17 protein-coding genes are annotated in these 18,429 nt (G+C 70.6%); 9 read left to right on the plus strand and 8 right to left on the minus strand.

Annotated features, from left to right (window positions below):
• On the minus strand, positions 1 to 1,416 hold the full coding sequence (locus tag CK500_RS02575; protein ID WP_095635682.1) for a PQQ-dependent sugar dehydrogenase: 1,416 nt from the start codon (positions 1,414 to 1,416) through the stop codon (positions 1 to 3).
• 336 nt (positions 1,417 to 1,752) lie between these two features.
• Here CK500_RS02575 and CK500_RS02580 point away from each other — a divergent pair, with 336 nt between their 5' ends.
• The 3 genes from CK500_RS02580 to CK500_RS02590 all read left to right on the plus strand — a co-directional run bounded on the left by CK500_RS02580 (position 1,753) and on the right by CK500_RS02590 (position 6,085).
• Complete coding sequence (locus CK500_RS02580) at positions 1,753 to 3,486, plus strand: LamG domain-containing protein (protein ID WP_095635683.1); 1,734 nt, start codon at positions 1,753 to 1,755, stop codon at positions 3,484 to 3,486.
• An 18-nt stretch (positions 3,487 to 3,504) separates the two neighbouring features.
• Positions 3,505 to 4,836, plus strand: a complete 1,332-nt coding sequence (locus CK500_RS02585) for a hypothetical protein (protein ID WP_095635684.1) — start codon at positions 3,505 to 3,507, stop codon at positions 4,834 to 4,836.
• Between the two features lie 127 nt (positions 4,837 to 4,963).
• Entirely contained in the window at positions 4,964 to 6,085 is a 1,122-nt protein-coding gene (locus CK500_RS02590) for a glucosamine inositolphosphorylceramide transferase family protein (protein ID WP_233138652.1), read from the plus strand.
• 137 nt (positions 6,086 to 6,222) lie between these two features.
• Here the strand turns inward: CK500_RS02590 and CK500_RS02595 are convergent, their stop codons facing one another.
• From CK500_RS02595 to CK500_RS02605, 3 genes are all read right to left on the minus strand, one after another.
• Positions 6,223 to 6,504, minus strand: coding sequence for a hypothetical protein (locus CK500_RS02595; protein WP_158224020.1), 282 nt, complete (start codon positions 6,502 to 6,504; stop codon positions 6,223 to 6,225).
• Positions 6,505 to 6,589: 85 nt separating this feature from the next.
• Positions 6,590 to 7,615 (minus strand): glycosyltransferase, encoded by a 1,026-nt coding sequence (locus tag CK500_RS02600; protein ID WP_233138654.1) that lies wholly within the window; start codon positions 7,613 to 7,615, stop codon positions 6,590 to 6,592.
• 82 nt (positions 7,616 to 7,697) lie between these two features.
• Positions 7,698 to 8,864 carry a glycoside hydrolase family 55 protein gene (locus CK500_RS02605; protein ID WP_233138656.1) on the minus strand — a complete coding sequence of 389 codons (1,167 nt, stop codon included), beginning with the start codon at positions 8,862 to 8,864 and terminating at the stop codon, positions 7,698 to 7,700.
• A gap of 176 nt (positions 8,865 to 9,040) precedes the next feature.
• On the opposite strand from CK500_RS02605, the gene CK500_RS02610 reads away from it, so the two are divergent.
• From CK500_RS02610 to CK500_RS02625, 4 genes are read left to right on the plus strand one after another with little or no spacing between them, the layout of a single operon-like run.
• Positions 9,041 to 10,282: a glycosyltransferase family 4 protein gene (locus tag CK500_RS02610; RefSeq protein ID WP_233138657.1), complete on the plus strand. Its 1,242-nt coding sequence runs from the start codon at positions 9,041 to 9,043 to the stop codon at positions 10,280 to 10,282.
• Positions 10,275 to 11,213 (plus strand): glycosyltransferase family 2 protein, encoded by a 939-nt coding sequence (locus CK500_RS02615; RefSeq protein WP_095635687.1) that lies wholly within the window; start codon positions 10,275 to 10,277, stop codon positions 11,211 to 11,213. The genes CK500_RS02610 and CK500_RS02615 overlap by 8 nt, the downstream gene beginning before the upstream one ends.
• Positions 11,206 to 12,447 carry a glycosyltransferase family 4 protein gene (locus CK500_RS02620; RefSeq protein WP_095635688.1) on the plus strand — a complete coding sequence of 414 codons (1,242 nt, stop codon included), beginning with the start codon at positions 11,206 to 11,208 and terminating at the stop codon, positions 12,445 to 12,447. The genes CK500_RS02615 and CK500_RS02620 overlap by 8 nt, the downstream gene beginning before the upstream one ends.
• Positions 12,441 to 13,214, plus strand: a complete 774-nt coding sequence (locus tag CK500_RS02625; protein WP_095635689.1) for a glycosyltransferase family 2 protein — start codon at positions 12,441 to 12,443, stop codon at positions 13,212 to 13,214. Before CK500_RS02620 ends, CK500_RS02625 begins: the two co-directional genes overlap by 7 nt.
• Here CK500_RS02625 and CK500_RS02630 read toward each other — a convergent pair.
• Entirely contained in the window at positions 13,190 to 15,160 is a 1,971-nt protein-coding gene (locus CK500_RS02630) for a hypothetical protein (protein ID WP_233138659.1), read from the minus strand. The two genes, CK500_RS02625 and CK500_RS02630, sit on opposite strands and share 25 nt — an antisense overlap.
• Before the next feature lie 92 nt (positions 15,161 to 15,252).
• Here CK500_RS02630 and CK500_RS02635 point away from each other — a divergent pair, with 92 nt between their 5' ends.
• On the plus strand, positions 15,253 to 15,741 hold the full coding sequence (locus CK500_RS02635; RefSeq protein ID WP_095635690.1) for a plastocyanin/azurin family copper-binding protein: 489 nt from the start codon (positions 15,253 to 15,255) through the stop codon (positions 15,739 to 15,741).
• On the opposite strand, the gene CK500_RS02640 is transcribed toward CK500_RS02635, so the two are convergent.
• Complete coding sequence (locus CK500_RS02640; RefSeq protein ID WP_095635691.1) at positions 15,738 to 16,700, minus strand: NAD-dependent epimerase/dehydratase family protein; 963 nt, start codon at positions 16,698 to 16,700, stop codon at positions 15,738 to 15,740. The genes CK500_RS02635 and CK500_RS02640 overlap by 4 nt on opposite strands.
• 49 nt (positions 16,701 to 16,749) lie before the next feature.
• Complete coding sequence (locus tag CK500_RS02645) at positions 16,750 to 17,277, minus strand: metal-dependent hydrolase (protein ID WP_095635692.1); 528 nt, start codon at positions 17,275 to 17,277, stop codon at positions 16,750 to 16,752.
• Positions 17,278 to 17,462: 185 nt separating this feature from the next.
• On the opposite strand from CK500_RS02645, the gene CK500_RS02650 reads away from it, so the two are divergent.
• Positions 17,463 to 17,735, plus strand: coding sequence for a hypothetical protein (locus CK500_RS02650; RefSeq protein WP_095635693.1), 273 nt, complete (start codon positions 17,463 to 17,465; stop codon positions 17,733 to 17,735).
• Here the strand turns inward: CK500_RS02650 and CK500_RS02655 are convergent.
• Positions 17,719 to 18,408 carry a hypothetical protein gene (locus CK500_RS02655; RefSeq protein WP_233138661.1) on the minus strand — a complete coding sequence of 230 codons (690 nt, stop codon included), beginning with the start codon at positions 18,406 to 18,408 and terminating at the stop codon, positions 17,719 to 17,721. The genes CK500_RS02650 and CK500_RS02655 overlap by 17 nt on opposite strands.
• Positions 18,409 to 18,429 lie beyond the last annotated feature (21 nt).

Raw genomic sequence — 18,429 nt, forward strand, 5'->3', positions numbered from 1 at the left:
TCACTCCGTGAGCCGGTAGACGACGCCCTCTTGCCGTGAGAGGGGGTCCTCCGAGAGGGCCGCGCGGGTCCCCAAGACGTAGCTGTCGGACCCTGCTTGCCCCAGCGAGAGCACCTGAATGTCGAGGCCGCCCTCCACCTGTAGCTCCCGCACCGGCCACTCGCCCGACTCCCGCGGCTCGGCCGTGAGGAGGCGGCCGGCCGCCGACGTGAAGGAGTTGGTGTAGACGCCGAAGAGGTACGAGCCGTCGACGGCGTCGATCGGGCCGGCGTGAACGTGGCCCCCGATGACCGCGAAACCGACCGCGTACCCCTCCTCGTCGAAGTGCGGGAACTCGACCACGGGATCGACGAGCGGCTCCCCCTGTTCGGACTCGACGTCACACCGCTCCTCGGTGCTCGTGCCGAACTGCGGGTTGTGACAGCGGGTGCCCTCCTTGAGCGGCCAGCCGTAGTTGCTCCCCGCCTCGATCACGTTGATCTCCTCCCAGGTGGCCTGTCCCACATCGCCGACGATGAGCCGATCGCCGCTGAAGGCCATCTTCCAGGGGTTTCGAAGCCCCCACGCGTACAGTTCGTCGCGTCCAGTTCGTCCGACGAGCGGATTGTCTTCCGGAATCCCGTACGGGAGATCTCGGGTGCGACCGTCCACGTCGATCCGGATGACGCTCCCGTTGAGGTTCGTGAGGTTCTGCCCGTTGGAGGGGTTCAGTCCGTCGCCGAGCGCCCCGTACAGGTAGCCGTCGGAACCGAACTCGATCGACCCGGCCTGGTGGAGCGGACGCTCCCACGGCAGTTCCAAGAGGACGCGCTCGCTGTCGGGAACGCCCGTCTCGCCGTCGTCGGTCGCCGAGAACTCCGAGAGCCGCTCCAGGTGGTCGATGGTCCCGTCGTCGGTGGGGGCGCTGTATCGGACGTAGAACCGCCGGTTGCTCTCGAAGTCCGGGTGGAACGCCAGTCCCAGCAGCCCCCGCTCGTCGAATGCGACCCAAGACGGGAGGTCTTCCCCGATCGCGACGAGACGGTCGGAGATGTCGAGAAACGGCGTCGGCCGGAGCCCGTCGTCGCCGAGAACGTGGATCGTCCCGACCTGGTCGAGCACGAATCGCCGCTCGGTGCCGTCGTCGGCCGTCACGAGCGCGTTCGGCGAGGTGAGCCCGGTCGCGACCTCCTCCAGACCGATCGCCTCCCCCTGCTCGAAGTAGTTCGGCCCGTCCGTTTCCTCCGGCGGTTCCTCGGCCTCGGGCGGTTCGTCGGTCCCGTTCGGCGGCTCCTCGGTCCCGTTCGGCTCCTCCTCGGGCGGCGATTCGTCCGAGGAACACCCCGCGAGAGCGCCGGCCAGACCGACACTGCCGAGCGCGCGCAGTAGTTCCCGACGGTTGGTCGACCGCGGCCGGTCCGAGCGCTGACGCTGCATAGGTACACCACTGGACGGGATTTCTTAACTGTTCTCACGCGGTGATGCCGTGGGCGCCGCGACGCTCCGGCCGTCCGCGCCTCACGTCGCCGACAGCGAGGGGCGACCCGTCGACGAGCCGGGGAAATCCGGCTGCGATCGCAACCGTCGAATACCCAATCGGTGTTCCAGAGACTGTACGAACGCGTTTTCTTCGGGAGTGTTTTTTGACTTCTTCTAGTAATATTACAGATACGTGTCGGAGACAGCGTTATCTCTGTCAGTGACCTCTGGACGGTACATATGGTCACAGATCCGCCTCCGGAGGGGAACGCGAGGGGAGTAACACGACGGACGATGCTCAAGATAACGGGGGTCACGACCCTCGGCGCGAGCTCGGTCGCCGGCTGCCTGGGCGTCGCCGACCCGCTGAACGGAGAGGTCCCGTCGACCACGCGCTTCGGTTACGGGGGCGTTCCGGCGGCGCTCTCGGGCGGGGCCGTCCTCTCGCGCGCCGTCATCGGGCCCGCGGACGGGCTCGTCGCCCACTGGTCGCTCGACGAGTCAGACGGGACGGCGACGGACGCCGCCGGCGGCAACGACGGGAGCGTTCGCGGCGCGCCGACGCGGAGCGTTCCCGGCGTCTACGACTCGACGGCCTACGAGTTCGGCGGTCCGGACGACTACGTCGAGGTCGCGGACGCGGCCGCGCTCCGGCCGGCGAAGCTCACCTTCGGCGGGTGGTTCCGCACGGACAGCGGCGCGAACGAGCAGACGCTCGTCCAGAAGGCGGACGCCCGCTTCGGCGACGAGGGGTACGCCGCCGAGGTCCAGACCCCGAACAGCCTACGCGCGCACGTCGCCGTCGAGAGCGGCCGCGCCAGCGTGAACCCCTGGGGGGTCGCCACTCACGACGGCGAGTGGCATCACCTCGTATGCACGTGGGACGGCAGCGCCCTCGTGATGTACCTCGACGGCGAGGAGGTCGCGCGCGACGACTCGCAGTCCGGAGACGCGGTCCACAGCGACCGGTCGCTGTACCTCGCGCGCGGCGACAACGGCTACGCCAGCCACTACCCGATGAACGGGAGCGTCGACGACGTCCGCGTGTACAGCCGCGCGCTGAGCGCCGAGGAGGTAGGTTCGCTGTTCGAGGGTATCGAAACGTCTCCGGAGCCGGCACCGGAGCCCGAATCCGAGCCGGACGACGATCAAGAGGCGGAGCCGGAGCCCGAACCGGAACCAGAACCCGAGCCGGACGACGGCCAAGAGACGGAAACGGAACCCGAACCCGAGCCGGAGCCGGCGCCGACCGATCCCGCTTCCCAGCCGTCCCCGGCGGCTCGCTGGGGGTTCGCCGAGACGTCCGGCGTGACGGTCGAGGACGGTGCCGGCGCGGCCGACGGCTTCGTCCGGGGCTCCCCCGCGCTCGACGCGGAGGGGGTCTTCGGGGACTCCGGCATCGCGTTCGGCGACGGTCCGGACGACTACGTCGAGGTCGCGGACGCGGCGGCGCTCCGGCCGGCGAAGCTCACCTTCGGCGGGTGGTTCCGCACGGACAGCGGCGCGAACGAGCAGACGCTCGTCCAGAAGGCGGACGCCCGCTTCGGCGACGAGGGGTACGCCGCCGAGGTCCAGACCCCGAACAGCCTACGCGCGCACGTCGCCGTCGAGAGCGGCCGAGCCGCGGTGAATCCGCGCACGACCACCCACGACGGCGAGTGGCACCACCTCGCGTGCACGTGGGACGGGAGCTCGCTCGTGATGTACCTCGACGGCGAGGAGGTCGCGCGCGACGACTCGCAGTCCGGAGACGTTGTCCACAGCGCCCGGTCGCTGTACGTCGGCCGCGGCGACAACGGCTACGCCAGCCACTACCCGATGAACGGGAGCGTCGACGACGTCCGCGTGTACGACGCCGCGCTCACGGGATCACAGATAACCGCCCTCGTCGAGGGCGGAACGACCGAGGAGCCGGAGGACTCGAACGGCGACGAACCGGACGACGAGCCGACGGTGCCGAACGACGAGTTCGGCGAGTCGGGATACGGGAGCCACGGATACGGCGGCGTCCCCGAGGAGCAAGCATAACGGAACCAACGAACGACAATGACCGATAACCATCAATACGAGACTCCGGCCGAGGGAACCCTCGACTGGGACGAACCGCTGAACCGCAACTTCGAACGCATCGACACGGACGTGGAGATCCGCGACACCGACGCGAGTCGGTCGAACTACGCCGCCAAGGCCGGCGCAAAGTTCCTCGCCACCGACACCGGGAACGTGTATCTCGGCGACGGCGGCTCGTGGAGCCAGCTCGGAACGATCGGATCGGGCGGATCCTCGGGAGACGGGTCCGGCGACGGCGTCTTCTCGCTGCTGCTGGCAGGCAACGTCGTCGCGATCGGGAAGAACAACACGAGCCCCCGCGCGGTCGACCCCGCGGGGACGGACACGCCGATCCAGGACGCGCTCGACATCGTCGCCGCGGCCGGCGGCGGGGAGGTCCGCCTCCCGACAGGGGTCGTCGAGGAGACCGGCCCGATCCGCCCCTACGAGGAGACGCAGATCCTCGGGCTGGGCGTCGAGATCTCGAAGGTCGCGATCACCGACCGCGACGCGGACGGGATCCTGTTCGACCGCGACTCCGGCGTGAGCCGCGTCCGACTCGACGGGTTCGCGCTGAACGGACCCGCGGGAACGGGGCCGACCGGGGTCGCGATCCATCACACGAACCGGGACACCCAGGACCTCTTCGTCGGCCGCCTCCTGTTCTGGGGGTGGAACAACTCGGTGTACCGGGTCGACGAGGGGGTAGGACCGTTCCAGTGTCGCCACGAGCAGATCACGATCTACGAGTGCGACGCCGGCGACCAGGATGGGCTCTTCGAGTTCCGCTCGTGGTACGGGCCGGCCAACTGGTTCGGGACGATCGCGGCGTACCCGAGCGCGACCGTCACCGGGAACAACACCACCGTGTTCTTCTCGCGCGGCGGGACCCAGACGGTCGACTACCTCACCATGGGCGGGTCCGCGGGGATCGCGATCGACCAGACGTGGGACAGCGTCGTCGAGTTCGGGAACGTCCACTGGGAGCCCACCACGAACCCGACGAACCCGCCCGCGATCGTCCGCCTGCGCGGCCACGGGACCGCCGTGATCGACTCGGTCAAACACGTCACCGGCGTCGCGGACTACGTGTACGAACTGGGGTACGACGACTACAACGGCCGGGGCCCGGGGCGGAAGCTGCTCGGCCCCTACATCGAACTCGGGGCGGCGGCCGACATCGCGGAGAACGTCGTCAACCTCTCGTACCCCGTCGACCCGGCCGAACCGTCGCTGTACCAGGGCTCTCCCGACGACGTGTCCGTCACCCACAACCAGGGATCGACCGGCGGCCTTCGCGCGCTCGGCACGGCCGGCACCGGGTTCTAATCTGCCGGCACCGGGTTCCGATCCCCGACCCCGGACACCGATCCGGGCTCGGACACCGATCGTGATCGCCGCCGCCGTCCAGGAGGGAGGGTTAAGTACGCCCCATTCGACGGGGACACTATTCAGAATGCCCGACGACAGCACACAGCAACCCCGGCGGCTGCTCGCCCACGCGCGCCACCGAGCAGGGCCGGCGCTGGGTCAACTCCGACGGACCCTCGCGAGCGTCCCGGTCGTCGAGCGGGCCGCGTGGCACGCCGGCGAGCGGCTCCACATGCGAACGCCGTCCGGCCGCGATCCGCCCGCCGCGGCCGACCTGCGCGGCCGGTACGACCGCGAGACGGTGCCGTCGTACCCCGTCGAGGCCCCCCGTCCGCCCGCGGCGTTCGAACCGGTTCCGGGGATCAATCCGGTGTTGACGGCGGCCGACGTGACCGACTTCGGGCGGACCGACTGCGTCGCGGACCCCTTCCTGTTCGTCGCCGGCGACGGTCGCTGGCACCTCTTTTTCGAGGTGTACACGCACAACCGCGAGCCGACGGCCGCCATCGCCCACGCCGAGAGCGACGACGGGTACGACTGGACGTACGACCGGGTCGTCCTCGAGACCGACGAGCACCTCTCGTACCCCTACGTCTTCCGGTGGGAGGGCGACCACTACATGATCCCCGACCGCTGGGGCAAGGAGCGCGGCCCGGCGCCGGTCACGCTGTTCCGGGCCGAGTCGTTCCCCCGCGAGTGGACGCCCGTCGCCGACCTCGTCGAGCCCGCGGCGCCGCTCCACGACTTCAGCGCCTTCCGGTGGGAGGGCCGCTGGTGGGGGCTCCTCGGCGACGGGACCGACCTCTACGCCTACCACAGCGACGACCTGGAGGCCGCCGAGTGGACCCCTCACGAGCGGAACCCAGTCGTCGAGGACCGCCCGCGCGCCGCCCGACCGGGGGGCCGCCCGCTCGTCTTCGACGACCGCGTGCTCGCGTTCTATCAGGACTGTGCGAACCGCTACGGCGAGCGGGTCCACGCCTACGAGATCTCGGATCTGACGCCCTCGACGTACGAGGACCGGCGGCGGGACGACTCGCCGGTGGTGAACCCGCCGGGCGGAATCGGGTGGAACTCCGGGGCGATGCACCAGGTCGACCCGTGGTTCGACGGCGATGGGTGGCACTGCGCGGTCGACGGCAACCTAGGGCTGGGGTATCAGGTGCTGGGCGAACACCACTGGGCGATCGGGATCTACCGGGCGTAGCGGGCGCCGGAGGGTCTGAAAGCGGGGTCAATGGAATCGAATGCCGAAAGAGTGTCAGAGAAGCGGGTGTCGAAAACCGAGCGTCGGAGAGCGGGGGTCGAAACGACGAGACGTGCGCTCGGGGAGTTCGGGACGACCTAGTCGCCCATGTGTTCCAGCGCGAACCGGACGGCCATGTGTCCGATATGGGCCGGATCGACGTCGTGCGTTCTCGCGATCTCCAGGATCAACACTCCGAGCAGGTCGTCCAGCCAGAGGGCGTGTTCCGACCCGTCGTTCCCGCCGATCGTCGCGTTCAGGTCGTCTCCCTCAGCGACCGCGAAGAGGAACCCGTCCAGCGCGTCCGCCCGCGAGAGGTACTCCCGGTCGCTCTCGACCGTCACTTGATAGTCCTTTTCGAACGGAGACAGACGCGTCATGCGTCGTGTGAGGAGACACCAACAGCAGTCGTGAGCGCGTGCGGTCACGTCACAGCGGCGAGGCCGCGTCCGCCTCGGAGTTCGGCTAGGAGCGATCCGTCGGCTCCGGGTCCGACGCGATCAGCCCCTCCAAGAAGCCGACGCCGTAGCAGACGTACTGGACCGCGAGCAGGAGTGGGACGAGCAGCGCCAGCGGGCTCCGGCGGTCGCGGTACACCTGACGCGTCGCGTACGCGCTGACGGCCAAGAAGGCGAGCGCCAACAGCGGGACGTACCGGGGCTTCCGACGCCGGACGTCCGCGAGCGCGGCGAGCGTCCCGCCGCCGAGCGCCAGCGACGGCAGCGGGGAGTACCACCGGATCAGCGCCCCGTGGCGGCGCTGGATGCGAGCCATCGCGCGGCCGTACGAGCGGTTCTTCCGGGAGAAGGAGCCGAGGTCGGCCGAGAGGTGGTGGGAGACGGCGGTGGCCGGGTCGAAGAGGAATCGGTACCCCTCCTCCGCGAGCCGGTGGTGGAACTCGGCGTCCTCGCCGACGTTGACCGCGTCGTCGTAGCGGTGCGACTCGAACACCGCGGCGTCGTACACGACGTTACAGGCCGCGACTGACCGAACCGTCCGCACCTCGTCGATGGCGTGCGACTGCGGCGACCCGCCCGACCCGAAGACGGTCCCCTGAAGACTCCCGACCAGCTTGGCGAACGGCGGGTCGTCGGGGAACGGTCGGTTCGGCCCGCCGACGCCGACGACGGTCTCGTCCTCCCGGTCCTCAAGCCGATCGACGTGGGCGGCGATCCACGTCGCGGGGACCGCGCAGTCGGAGTCGGTGAAGGCGACGTACTCGCCGGTCGCGAGGGCGACGCCCCGGTTCCGACACGCGCCGATACTGCCGCCCTCGACGACGTGGAACGCCGCGTCGTACTCCGAGACCACGGCCTCGGTCTCGTCGCTGCTTCCGCCGTCGACGACGAGGACCTCGTACCGGTCGCCGGGGTACGTCTGCTCGGAGAGCGAGGAGAGCGTCTCGCCAACGGTCGCCGCCGAGTTGTAGGTGACGACGACGACGGACACCAGGGGAGGGGCGTCGTCGCCGTCGGGTGGCTGGCTCGACACGGTTCGGACTCGTTGCCGTTTCGAATAACGCTGTCGGTGATCCCGCCCCCGCCGCGAGTCCGTTCGTCGGCGGCGACCCCGCTCAGCCCATCCCCCGTCCCGCGGTCCCCAGTACGCGGAGGTTCCCGGTCCGCGAGCGGCCGGTCACGTCCACGTCGGCCGCGGACCCGAAGTACCACGAGGGCCGGTCGGCGGAGAGCTGTCCGGCGACGTTGACCGCGTTCTCGCGGATCGTTCCCCGTCCGTCGGCGGGAGCGAACAGGACCGCGTTACCGGCCCTTCGACGGAGTTCGTACGCGTACTCCGCCGCGCCGGAGTCGACGATCACGTCGTTGATCCGGGTCGCGCCGCCCGGTCCGATCCGGACGAGCGAGTCGGGGACGGCCCGCTGTTCGACCGGCTCGTAGTGGAGGCGGCCGACGTGGAGGCGACCGTACGCCTTGTCCACGAGGCGGCCGGTCGTCGTCCCCGTCGTGATGTTCTCGACGGTGATCTCGCCGCCGCGTTGGTACAGCAGGCCGCTGTCGGCGCCGCTCCGCTCCGCCGACGGGTAGGCGACGACCGTGCCGAACCAGTTGGCCGGTCCGTACGAGGACCGCCACTCGATGAGGGCGTCCCGGTCGCCGGCGTCGCAGTCGTCCATCCGCAGGAAGTCGTGGCGGCACTGGAACGGGCCCACCCCCTCGTCCACCCGGTACACCGAGTCGTTCCAGGCCCAGCAGTAGAGGCGGCCGACGTAGAAGTCCGCGGGATCGCTCACCGGGTCGGCGTCGTTGTCTCGGAAGTGTATCGCTACACCCGAGGACGTGTTCCGGCCCGGACCGCGGAGCTCGAACCCGTCCAACGCGACGCGGCTGGCCCGCGGGTCGCGGTCGAACAGGATCCCGTCGGTGTTCGCCTCGGCGATCTGGAGCACCGAGACGTTCATCCCGAACCCGTAGATCCCGGTGTTGCGGTGCGGCCGCACCGGCCCGCGCTCCCGCACCAGCCCCGGCGGCAGGTAGACGCGGCCGCCCGAGTCGGCGACAGCGTCGAGCGCGTCCTGGACCGGCGTCTCCGTGTCCGCCGTCCTGATCACCGTCTCCTCGAGGTCAAGCCCGACGGCCACGACGTGACCGGCGACCAGCGAGTCGATCGGCTCCGCGGGCGGATCGGTCGTCATGTCGCCGTCACCGCCCCATCCCGAACAGCCCGCCGTCGAAGCGAGGAGGGCGGCGAGGTACGACCGGCGGTCGAGCGGTGCGGTCACGGGAACCACCGACGACGGCGGGCGTTAGGGAACACACGCGCCCCGATACCCGTCCGAGGGATAAAAAGCGTTGCTCGGCGATCGCCGCCCGGTGTCGGCTCCGGAAAGGATATGATGCCCCCCCGAGGTATGTCGTACGAACGAGCCGACACGGCCGGCCGTGTCGGCGCCACACCATGGCAGACGACCAGGCACCCACGACCGATCCGACCTCGGGGCCAGCCGAGGACCCGAGCTACCGCGTCCTCGGCTGTGCGACCGAACACCCGAACCACGTGTTCCAGGTGCGAACCCCGTTTAACCACCGGTCGTTTGACGCGCTCAACGCCACCGGGGTCGATCTGGACGTGGTGTCGCCGACGCCGTACGCCCCGCCCATTGGGCCATACTCGGAGTACCGGCGCGTCCCGAAGACCGAACAGTGGGGGTCTTACCGAGTCCACTACCCGCGGTTCCTCTATATGTTGCCCAAGAGATACTTCTATCACGTCTCTGGAAACTCCGCGCAAAAGCGGGTCGAAGCGTACGTGGAAGAGACCTTCGAGACGCCCCACGACGTCGTCCAGGCCTGCGGGTTCTATCTCGACGGCTACGCCGCGCTCTCGTACTGCCGGGAGCACGACGTGCCGCTCGTCGCGCTCTCGCACGCCGGCGACCTGAAGAACTTCGACCGGTTCAACGAGACCGTCCAGTCGCAGATCCGCGAGACGATCGACTACTGCTCGGCGGTGTTGACGGTCAGCGACGAGCTCGCCGAGATCGCGGAGCGCTTCGCGCCCGCAAGCAAGGTCACGACCCTCCCCATCGGCGAGGACCCGGAAAAATATCCGACCGACCGCCGCGAGGCCATCCGTCGGGAGCTCGGGATCGGCCCGGACACGAAGCTACTGCTGTTCGTCGGCCGGTTCGAGAAGGAGAAGGGCGTTCGCGAGCTGGCGGCCGCTCTCGACGCGCTGGATCGCGACGACGTGGCCGTCGCTGCCGTCGGGCACGGCGGGACGTTGCGATGGTGGTTCCTCGATCGACTCGGTGAGCTGTCTCATCCCTCTCACGCCTACTGGGAGCTGGATCCGATCGCGGTCCGCCGGCTCCACGTGGCCGCCGACCTACTCGTCCTCCCGAGCCACTTCGAGGCGCGTCCGACGGTGATCTACGAGGCGATGGCGGCGAAGACGCCGGTGCTGGCCTCGAACGTGGGGGGGATCCCCGAGATGGTCGTCGACGGCGAGACCGGGACGCTGATCGCTCCGCACGACTCGGAGGAATTGAGGAAGGCGATCGACTACCTCCTCGACGACACCGAACGGCTGCGCGAGATGGGCGAGGCCGGGCATCGGCGGCTGCTCGATCAGGGGTGGACGTGGCGGCGCCACGCGGAGCGGCTGGGCGAGATCCACCGCGAGGTCATGCATGAGTGAGACGACCGAGAGCCCGCGCGTCAGCGTCGTCGTCCCCGCGTACGAGCGGGCCGACCTCGTCGGCCGCGCGGTCGACAGCGCGCTCGCGCAGACGGTCGAGGACATCGAGGTGGCGGTCGTCGACGACGGCAGCACCGACGGGACGCGAGAGGCGGTGGAGGGGATCGACGACCCGCGGGTCCGGTACCTCGCGCACGAGACCAACCGCGGCGTGAGCGCCGCCCGCAACACCGGCGTCGAGGCCGCCCGCGGCGACTACGTCGCCTTCCTCGACTCCGACGACGAGTGGCTCCCCCGGAAGTTGGAACGCCAGCTCTCGACGCTCGCCGACCGCGGAGACGGGTGGATCGGCGCGTACTGCGACGTCGCCACCGCCGGCCTCTCGGGGATGGGTCAGCTCGCCGCCGCCGTCTCGGAGACGCTCTTCCGGTCGTCGGCCCCCCGGGAGGGCGGCCGCGAGCTGGCGGACGCGCTGCTGTCGATGCGGGCGTTCATGGGTCCCGGATCGACGCTGCTCGTCGAGCGTGACGCGGTGACCGCCGTCGGCGGGTTCGACGAGGGACTCTCCATCTACGAGGACTGGGACCTCGTGCTCCGGGTGCTGTCCGCCGGAAAGCTCGCGTACGTCGACGAGCCGCTGGCGGTGACCCACTTCACCGGCGACGCGCCGGCGGAGGCGTACGTCGAGAACGACCGGCGGTACCTCGAGCGGAACGCGGACCTGGTCGCGGACCTCGAGGCCCGCGGCGTCCCGGTCCGGCGCGTCCACCGGATGGGGCTGGTCGGCCACTTCCTCGCCGAGGGCCGGTTCGGCGAGGCGGGCGAGTACGTGGACGCCGGGGCGCTCGTCCGACCCAAGGACCTCGCTCGGCTCGCGTTCTGGTCGGTGTTGGGGGTGCGGGCGCTCGTCGCCGGGGGGAGCGATGACTGACCGATCGGAGTCGACGGGGCCCGCGAGAGCGACCGACGTGGGGGATCCCTACCGCGTGCTGGGCTGTTGCGTCCACCACCAGAGCCACCCGCTCGCGGTGCGCTCTCCGTTCAACCACCGATCGTTCGACGCGCTGAACCGGACCGCCGCGGAGCTCGACCTCGTCGTGCCGACGCCGTACGCCCCGCCCGTCGGCCCGCACTCGGAGTACCGACACGTCCCGAAGACGGAGCGGTGGGGGACCTACGTGGCCCACTACCCGCGGTTCTTCTACCTGGTTCCCAAGCGGTACTTCTACCACCGCTCGGGCGACTCGATCCAGAAGCGCGTCACCCCCTACGTCGAGGAAGCCTTCGAGACGCCCCACGACCTCGTCCACGTCTCGGACATCTACCTCGACGGCTACGGCATGCTCCGGTACTGCCGGCGACACGACGTTCCGCTGGTCGTCAACAGCCACGCGGTCGACCTCCACAACTACGACTCGTTCAACCGGGGAGCGAAAGAGCGGATCCGCGAGACGATCGACTACGCCTCGCGGATCCTCACGGTCAGCGACGAACTCGCCGGGGTCGCCAAGCGGTTCGCGCCCGACGAGAAGGTGCTGACCGTGCCCATCGGCGAGGACCCGTCGAAGTTCCCGACCGACCGCCGGGACCGGATACGCGACGAGCTCGGGATCGACCCCGAGACGAAGGTGGTGCTCTCGGTCGGGGCCTACACCGAGGAGAAGGGGCTCCGGGAGCTGGTCGAGGCCGTCGACGCGCTCGACCGCGAGGACGTGCTGCTGGTGACGGTCGGCCACGAGGGGGACCTCCGCTGGTGGCTGCTTGACCGGCTGGGCGAGCTCTCGCACCCTGCTCGCTCGTTCTGGCGGCTCGACCCGGTGGCGCTGCGCCGCTGGCACGTCGCCGCCGACGTGCTGGTCCACCCGAGCCGGCAGGAGGGGCGCCCGACGGTGATCTACGAGGCGATGGCGGCGGAGACGCCGGTGTTGGCCTCGAACGTGGGGGGTATCCCGGAGATGGTCGTCGACGGCGAGACCGGCGTCCTCGTCCCGCCGCGCGACCCCGAGCGGCTGACCGAGGCGCTCGACGCCCTCCTGGACGAGCCCGCGCGCCTGCGCGAGATGGGCGAGGCCGGCCACCGCCGGCTGCTCGATCAGGGGTGGACGTGGGAGCGCCACGCCGAGCGGCTCAACGAGGTCCACCGCGAGGTGATGGCCGAATGGTGACCGAGCCCGTGTCGGTCGTGATCCCCTACAGCCCGAGGTACACGCCCGAGTCGATGCTGGAGGAGGCGAAACGCACCGTCGCGGAGCAGACCGTCCCGACGGAGCTCGTCGTCGTCGACGACGTGGACACCGGCCCGGCGGACGCCCGGAACGCCGGGCTCGACCGCGCGTCGACCCGGTACGTCGCCTTCCTCGACGCCGACGACCTCTGGGTGCCCGACAAGCTGGAGCGCCAGCTCGACCGGATGGCGGAGACCGGGGCGGGCCTCTGCGTCCAGGGGTCGCCGACGACGCTCGACGACTTCGTCTACGACGTGTTCGTCGGCGACCTCTCGGAGGTGACCTCGGCGGTCCTCGTCGACACCGATCGGGTCGACGTCCGCTTCGAGACCGGGCTGGACCGGGGCGAGGACCTGCTGTACGTCCTCGAGGCCGCCACCGCGGCCGGCATCTGCTGCTGTCCCGACCTCTTCTCGCGCCGCCGCCACGAGGCCAGCATGACGGCGACAGGGATGGACGTCGACACGTACCGCGAGCACGCGAAGCGCTTCGGCTACCTCGTCAGCCAGCGCGTCCCGGCGGCCCAGCCGTACCTCCCGATCTACTACACGCAGCTGTACACCGACCTCGGGCGGGCCTGTCACGCCGCCGGCGAGTACGACCGCGCGGTGGAGTTCCTCTCGCGGGCGCTCCGCATCTCGCCGCACCCGTGGACGCTCGTCGCCCTGCTCCGGAGCCTCGCCTACCGGTCGGTGCCGTTGCCGTAGACGCCCTCGAAGCCGTCGTCGCTCCGGTACACCCTGACGCGGGCGGTGGTGTACACCTTGTCCCGCGTGCTGTCGGCCCGGTCGAACCGCGCCTGCGAGACGGTGAAGGTGTTCAGCTCGCCGCTCCGGAGGCCGTCGCCGAGCGCGACCACGTGGTCGGTCCAGCGCTCCCGGACGACGAGGTACGTCGCGTCGGCCCGCAATCCGGGCTGCCGGGCCCGAAGCTGGCGCGTGGCGTTGAACGACGCCGTCTCGAACGCGCGGTTCGTCACCCGGTCGGTGGCGGTCGGCCCGTCGCCGTACTCCCGGAGGAACGCCGCCGTCGTCCCGACCGAGCCGTACTCGCCGTCCGTCATCGTCACCTGCTCCCTGGGCTCGTCGATGTACGTCTCGGACATGTCGTCGGCCGCCAGCACGGTGAACGCCGTCGCTCCGCCGAGCGCGGCGACGAGGACCAGCGCGACGACGACGTACCGGCGGTCGACCGACAGCGCCCGCTTCAGGCCGACGCTCAGCGGGAACAGCACAACGAGCGTCACGACGAACTTGAGCCGCTCCAGCTGCGGGACCGGGATCGGCAGCGGGAGCAGGAGCGGGGACAGCACCAGCCCGGTCGCGGCGAGCGTGAACCCGCGCCGGTAGGCCCTGAACTCGGCCAGCAGTTCGTATCCCGCGAGCAGCGCCAGCGCCGTCAGCCCTGACGCGTACACCCCGGTCGGCGTCAGCAGCCACTCGACGGCGCGGCCGACGGTGTCCGTCGGGAGCGGCGCCCCGTAGGTGTACAGCTGGCCGCCCGGAATCGTCGCCACGTCCAACAGCACGCCGGCGGTCAGCTCGACGATGCCGACCGTGATGAGGCTGGGCGAGTACGCCCAGTACGTGAGCAGGAGCACCGCGCCGACCAGACCGGGGAACAGCCACCGGTAGCGGAACGCCCCGACGGCGGCGGCCGGCTTCGCCCGACCGAACAGGGACGGCCGGACGAGCGCGAATGGGACGGCCACGGCGGCGACGCCGGCGAAGAGGATGTACGTGAGGTGGTGGGTGACGACCATCGTCGCCACCAGCGCGAGGACGAACACCGAGAGGCGGCGGAACGTCCGCTCGTCCGCGGCCTGCCGGAGCTGGCTGTTGACGTAGACCGCGACCAGAATGAGGACGCTCGCCAGCGCCTGCGGGTAGAAGTACAGCGCGTGGTACGAGAAGAACTCCAGGAGCGTGACCGACAGCGCGGCCAACAGGCCGAGCCGCGTCGAGCCGAACACGGACCACCCGAGGAGATACGCGATCGGGACGACGAGCGTCATCGACGCGACCCCGGCCAGCACGAGCGCGTCGTACGACGGCAGCCTCGTGACGTGTTCGACCGTGCCGACGACGAAGTGGAAGACGGGATAGAGGTCGTACCCGTGCGGGATGGCCGTCGTGCGGCCCGTCTCGATCAGCGCGTCGACGGCCGCGACGTGGGCGAAGGTGTCGGTCCCGCCGAAGTAGAAGCCGGTCGTGACGTACTTACCGAGCCGCGCGGCCGCGAACAGCGCTCCCAACTGCGTCAGCACCGCCGGCACGGACGGATCGCCGCGGATCTGGAGCGCGACCGCGAACAGCCCGATCGGAAGGAGGACGGCGAGGGGGACCAGACGCGAGTTCAGGCGGGCGGCGGCCACGACCGCGCCGCACGAGAGGGCGACGACGGCCTTCGTCACGAGCGCCGGCGAGAGGCGGCGGCCGGGGTCGAGAGCCCGTTCGCCGTCAGAGGCCGTCTCGCGGGAGGCGACGAACAGCGCGAGCGCGACGACGGCCCCGACCAACGAGAACCCCGCTCGCAACACCGTCGGCCGGGGGAGGACGGCGAGCGCGTCCAGCGCCAGCAGTCCGGCGGCCGACAGGAGGCAGACGGCGACGGGGACCGCCGGCGAGCGACGAACGCGGGTGAGAGAGACCATCAGGAGTGTCCGGTGAGGCGTTCTTCCATCGGTGTGCTCAAAAGTGTTTCACCGGAGGACACGTTTAATCCGGTTCCCCTCCATCGAGATGTATGTACGATCGACGGGCGGTACTCCGGGGAGGCGGCGTCGTGTTGGCCGGCAGTATCGCCGGCTGTGGCGGCTCGACGGGCGACGGGGACGACGGAGGGGACGGAGACGACGGAGACGGCGGGGAGGGCGGAGACGGCGGAGACGACGGAGGCGACGACCCCGAGGAGGTCCTCGTCGAGATGACGGACGACCTCGTGTTCGATCCGCGGGAGGTGACCGTCGCCGTCGGCGACACCGTCGTCTGGGAGACGACCGGCGCGGTCGCCCACAGCGCGACCGCCTATGAGGCGGACCTGCCCGACGGGGCGGGGTACTTCGCCTCAGGGGGGTTCGACACCGAGACCGCCGCGCGGGAGGGGTATCCCGAGGAGGGGAGCGTCGGAACGGATGAGACCTACAGCCACACGTTCGAGACGGCGGGGGAGTACCCCTACTTCTGTATCCCCCACGAGTCCGGGATGCGGGGCACCGTCGTCGTCGAGGACTAACGCAGGTAGCGGTCCAGCCCCTCCGACAGCGGGACGGTCGGTTCGTATCCCAGCCGCTCGCGGGCCTTCGAGACGTCCGCGACGCTGTCTCGGATGTCGCCGGCCCGCGGCTCCACGTGACGGATCTCCGCCGACGGGGCGAGCGCGTCTCGAACGGTCTCCGCGACCTCGATGATGGTCGTTCCCGACCCCGTGCCGACGTTGAACGCCTCGCCGGTCGCCTCGGTCGTGGCCGCGAGCAGGTTCGCCCGGACCACGTCGGCGACGTTGACGAAGTCGCGGGTCTGCGCCCCGTCGCCCTGTACGCGAAGCGGGCCGCCCGCGCGGGCCTGCTCGGCGAACGCGGTGATCGCGCCGGCGTAGTCGCCGCCGGACTGGCGGGGGCCGTAAACGTTGAAGTACCGCAGCGCGACCGTTTCGAGGCCGTAGAGGTCGGCGTAGAGCCGACAGTAGTGGTCGCCGGAGAGCTTCTCTAAGCCGTACGGGGAGGTGGGCTGTTTCGGCGCCGACTCGCTCACCGGGAGAGACTCGGGGACCCCGTAGATGGCCGCGCTCGACGCGAACACCACCCGGGCGTCCTCCCGGCGGGCGGCCTCGAGCACGGCGAGCGTCCCGTCGACGTTGACCGCGTGGCTCGCCACGGGGTCGTCGACCGACTTGGCGACGCTGACGACGGCGCCCTCGTGGAAGACGACGTCGACGCCGTTCATGGCTGTCGCCAGCGTCCGCTCGTCGCGGATGTCGCCCTCGACGACCGTCGCCCCCGCGGGGCAGTTCGCCCGGTCGCCGCCGGCGAAGCTGTCGAGGATCCGGACCTCGTTGTCCGGGCACAGCGCCTCGGCGATGTGGCTCCCGATGAACCCCGCGCCACCAGTCACGAGGACCGTGCTGTCGACGAGGGGCCGGGTCGCGCTGTCGACCGAAGGCGAAGCCGCGTCGTCGGCGGGAGGCGGTGACATGGTGAACACCCTCGCGGGACGGCGGTAAATAGTCGCTGGTCGGCGGCGGTCACTCCGGCCGGGGAGCGAACCACGGGGCGCGAGCGAAGTGGACGAGGAACGCGACCCCGACCGCGGCGGCGGCAAAGAAGAAGACGAGGAGCTCTCGCGTGACCGTCTGTCGGAGCAGGAAGTCGGTGAATCCGACGAGGTCGTCGTACGGGTACGGGGGGAGGATCGGCCACAGGAGGAAGGTGAACTCCTCGGGCCGCCAGTAGAAGACGGCGACGTACACGTCGCCGACCAGGTGGCTGGCGTAGCCGAGGGCGAAGGCGAGCCCCACCTCGGGGTGGGCGCGGTGCCAGGCGTACGCGAGGACGACCGCCGAGAGGGGCACGGCCACGAGCAGCGAGTGGGCGAGCGACCGGCCCGAGGGGAGCACGCCGAACCACCACGCGAGGGGTTTGTCGACGAGGTCCGGGAGCTGCGTCCCGACGATCACGGCGGCCAGCTCGGCCCGCGAGAGCCGTCGCCTGAAGGCCACGGCTGCGAGGAGCAGCAACAGGTAGCCGAACGCCGCGTGGGTCCACGGTAACATCCACGCTACCGGACGCGGAGCGTGGCCTTGAATCCGGTGACCGACCGAGCGCGGCGCTCTCTGGGAATTACGCCGGGGAGCCGCGGGCGCCTGCGACGCCGACTCCCGGAGCCGTCCCGCGGGCGACCGCGCCGCGCTGACCGGCCGACAGTGACATTATGACCCGCGGTCGCGTAGCGCCCGCCGTGACGACCCCACGTCAGCGGCAGTTCCTGTTCGCCCAGACCGCGTGGATGCTCGGCGGGACCGCCCTCCTGGCGAGCGTCGGGGCGCTCACGCTCGAACACGCGTTCGTCGTCTCCTTCGTCGGGCTCGTGGTGACGACCGCGCTGACCTCGCCGGTTCACGCCACCGTCGCCTGGCGGCGCCGGCTCCGGTGGCCGCTGCTCGCCGGCGCGGTCGTGTTCGTCGCCCTCGTCGGACTGCGGACGGTCGAGAAGTTCATCGGGACGCTGTAGGCGTCGCGGTGACCACCAGCTCCCCGTCTTCGACGGTCGCCTCGACGGCGACCGGCGCGTCGCGCCCCCGAGCGAGCCCGACCCCGACGACCGAGGCGACGGGGTGATCGAACAGTTCGGTCGTTCCGACGCGGCTCCCGGTGACGGTCACCGTCGCGACCCCACCGTCGGTCGACGCGCGCGCTCGCCTCGCCAGTTCGAGGTCGTTGACGAGCACGTCGGCGAGGACCGCGAGCCGCTCGTCGATCGCCGCTTCGCCGTCGGCCGTCCCCCCGTCGACGACCGCCGCGTCCGCTTCGAGGACGCCGCTCGTCGCCAGCAGCCGCTCGCCGACGGCGTCGAACGCGCTGTCCCCGACGACGAGCTCGACGCCGTCGGCGCCCGAGACGTACCGATGGTCACCCGCCGGGGACCCCCGGCGAGCGTTGCCGGCCGCCGCGGTGTAGATGTCCGTCGCGACGGCCGCCGACACCGTGTCGCCGGTCGCGACGAACCGGAGCAACAGGGCGACGAACAGCGCGGTCCCGCCCCAGACGAAAAGCAGCGTCTCGAACGCGGGCGCGACCGCCCCGCCGGCGACGAGCGCGACGCCGAGCGCGGCGAACACCGAGGCCGGAGCGCGGGCGCCGACGCGGTCCCGAAGGCGTCCGCCCGCCGCGATGTCAGTCGCCACGATCGGTCACCGCCGAGCAGA

It is taken from the genome of Halorubrum salipaludis, from assembly GCF_002286985.1.
Classification (GTDB): Archaea; Halobacteriota; Halobacteria; order Halobacteriales; family Haloferacaceae; genus Halorubrum; species Halorubrum salipaludis.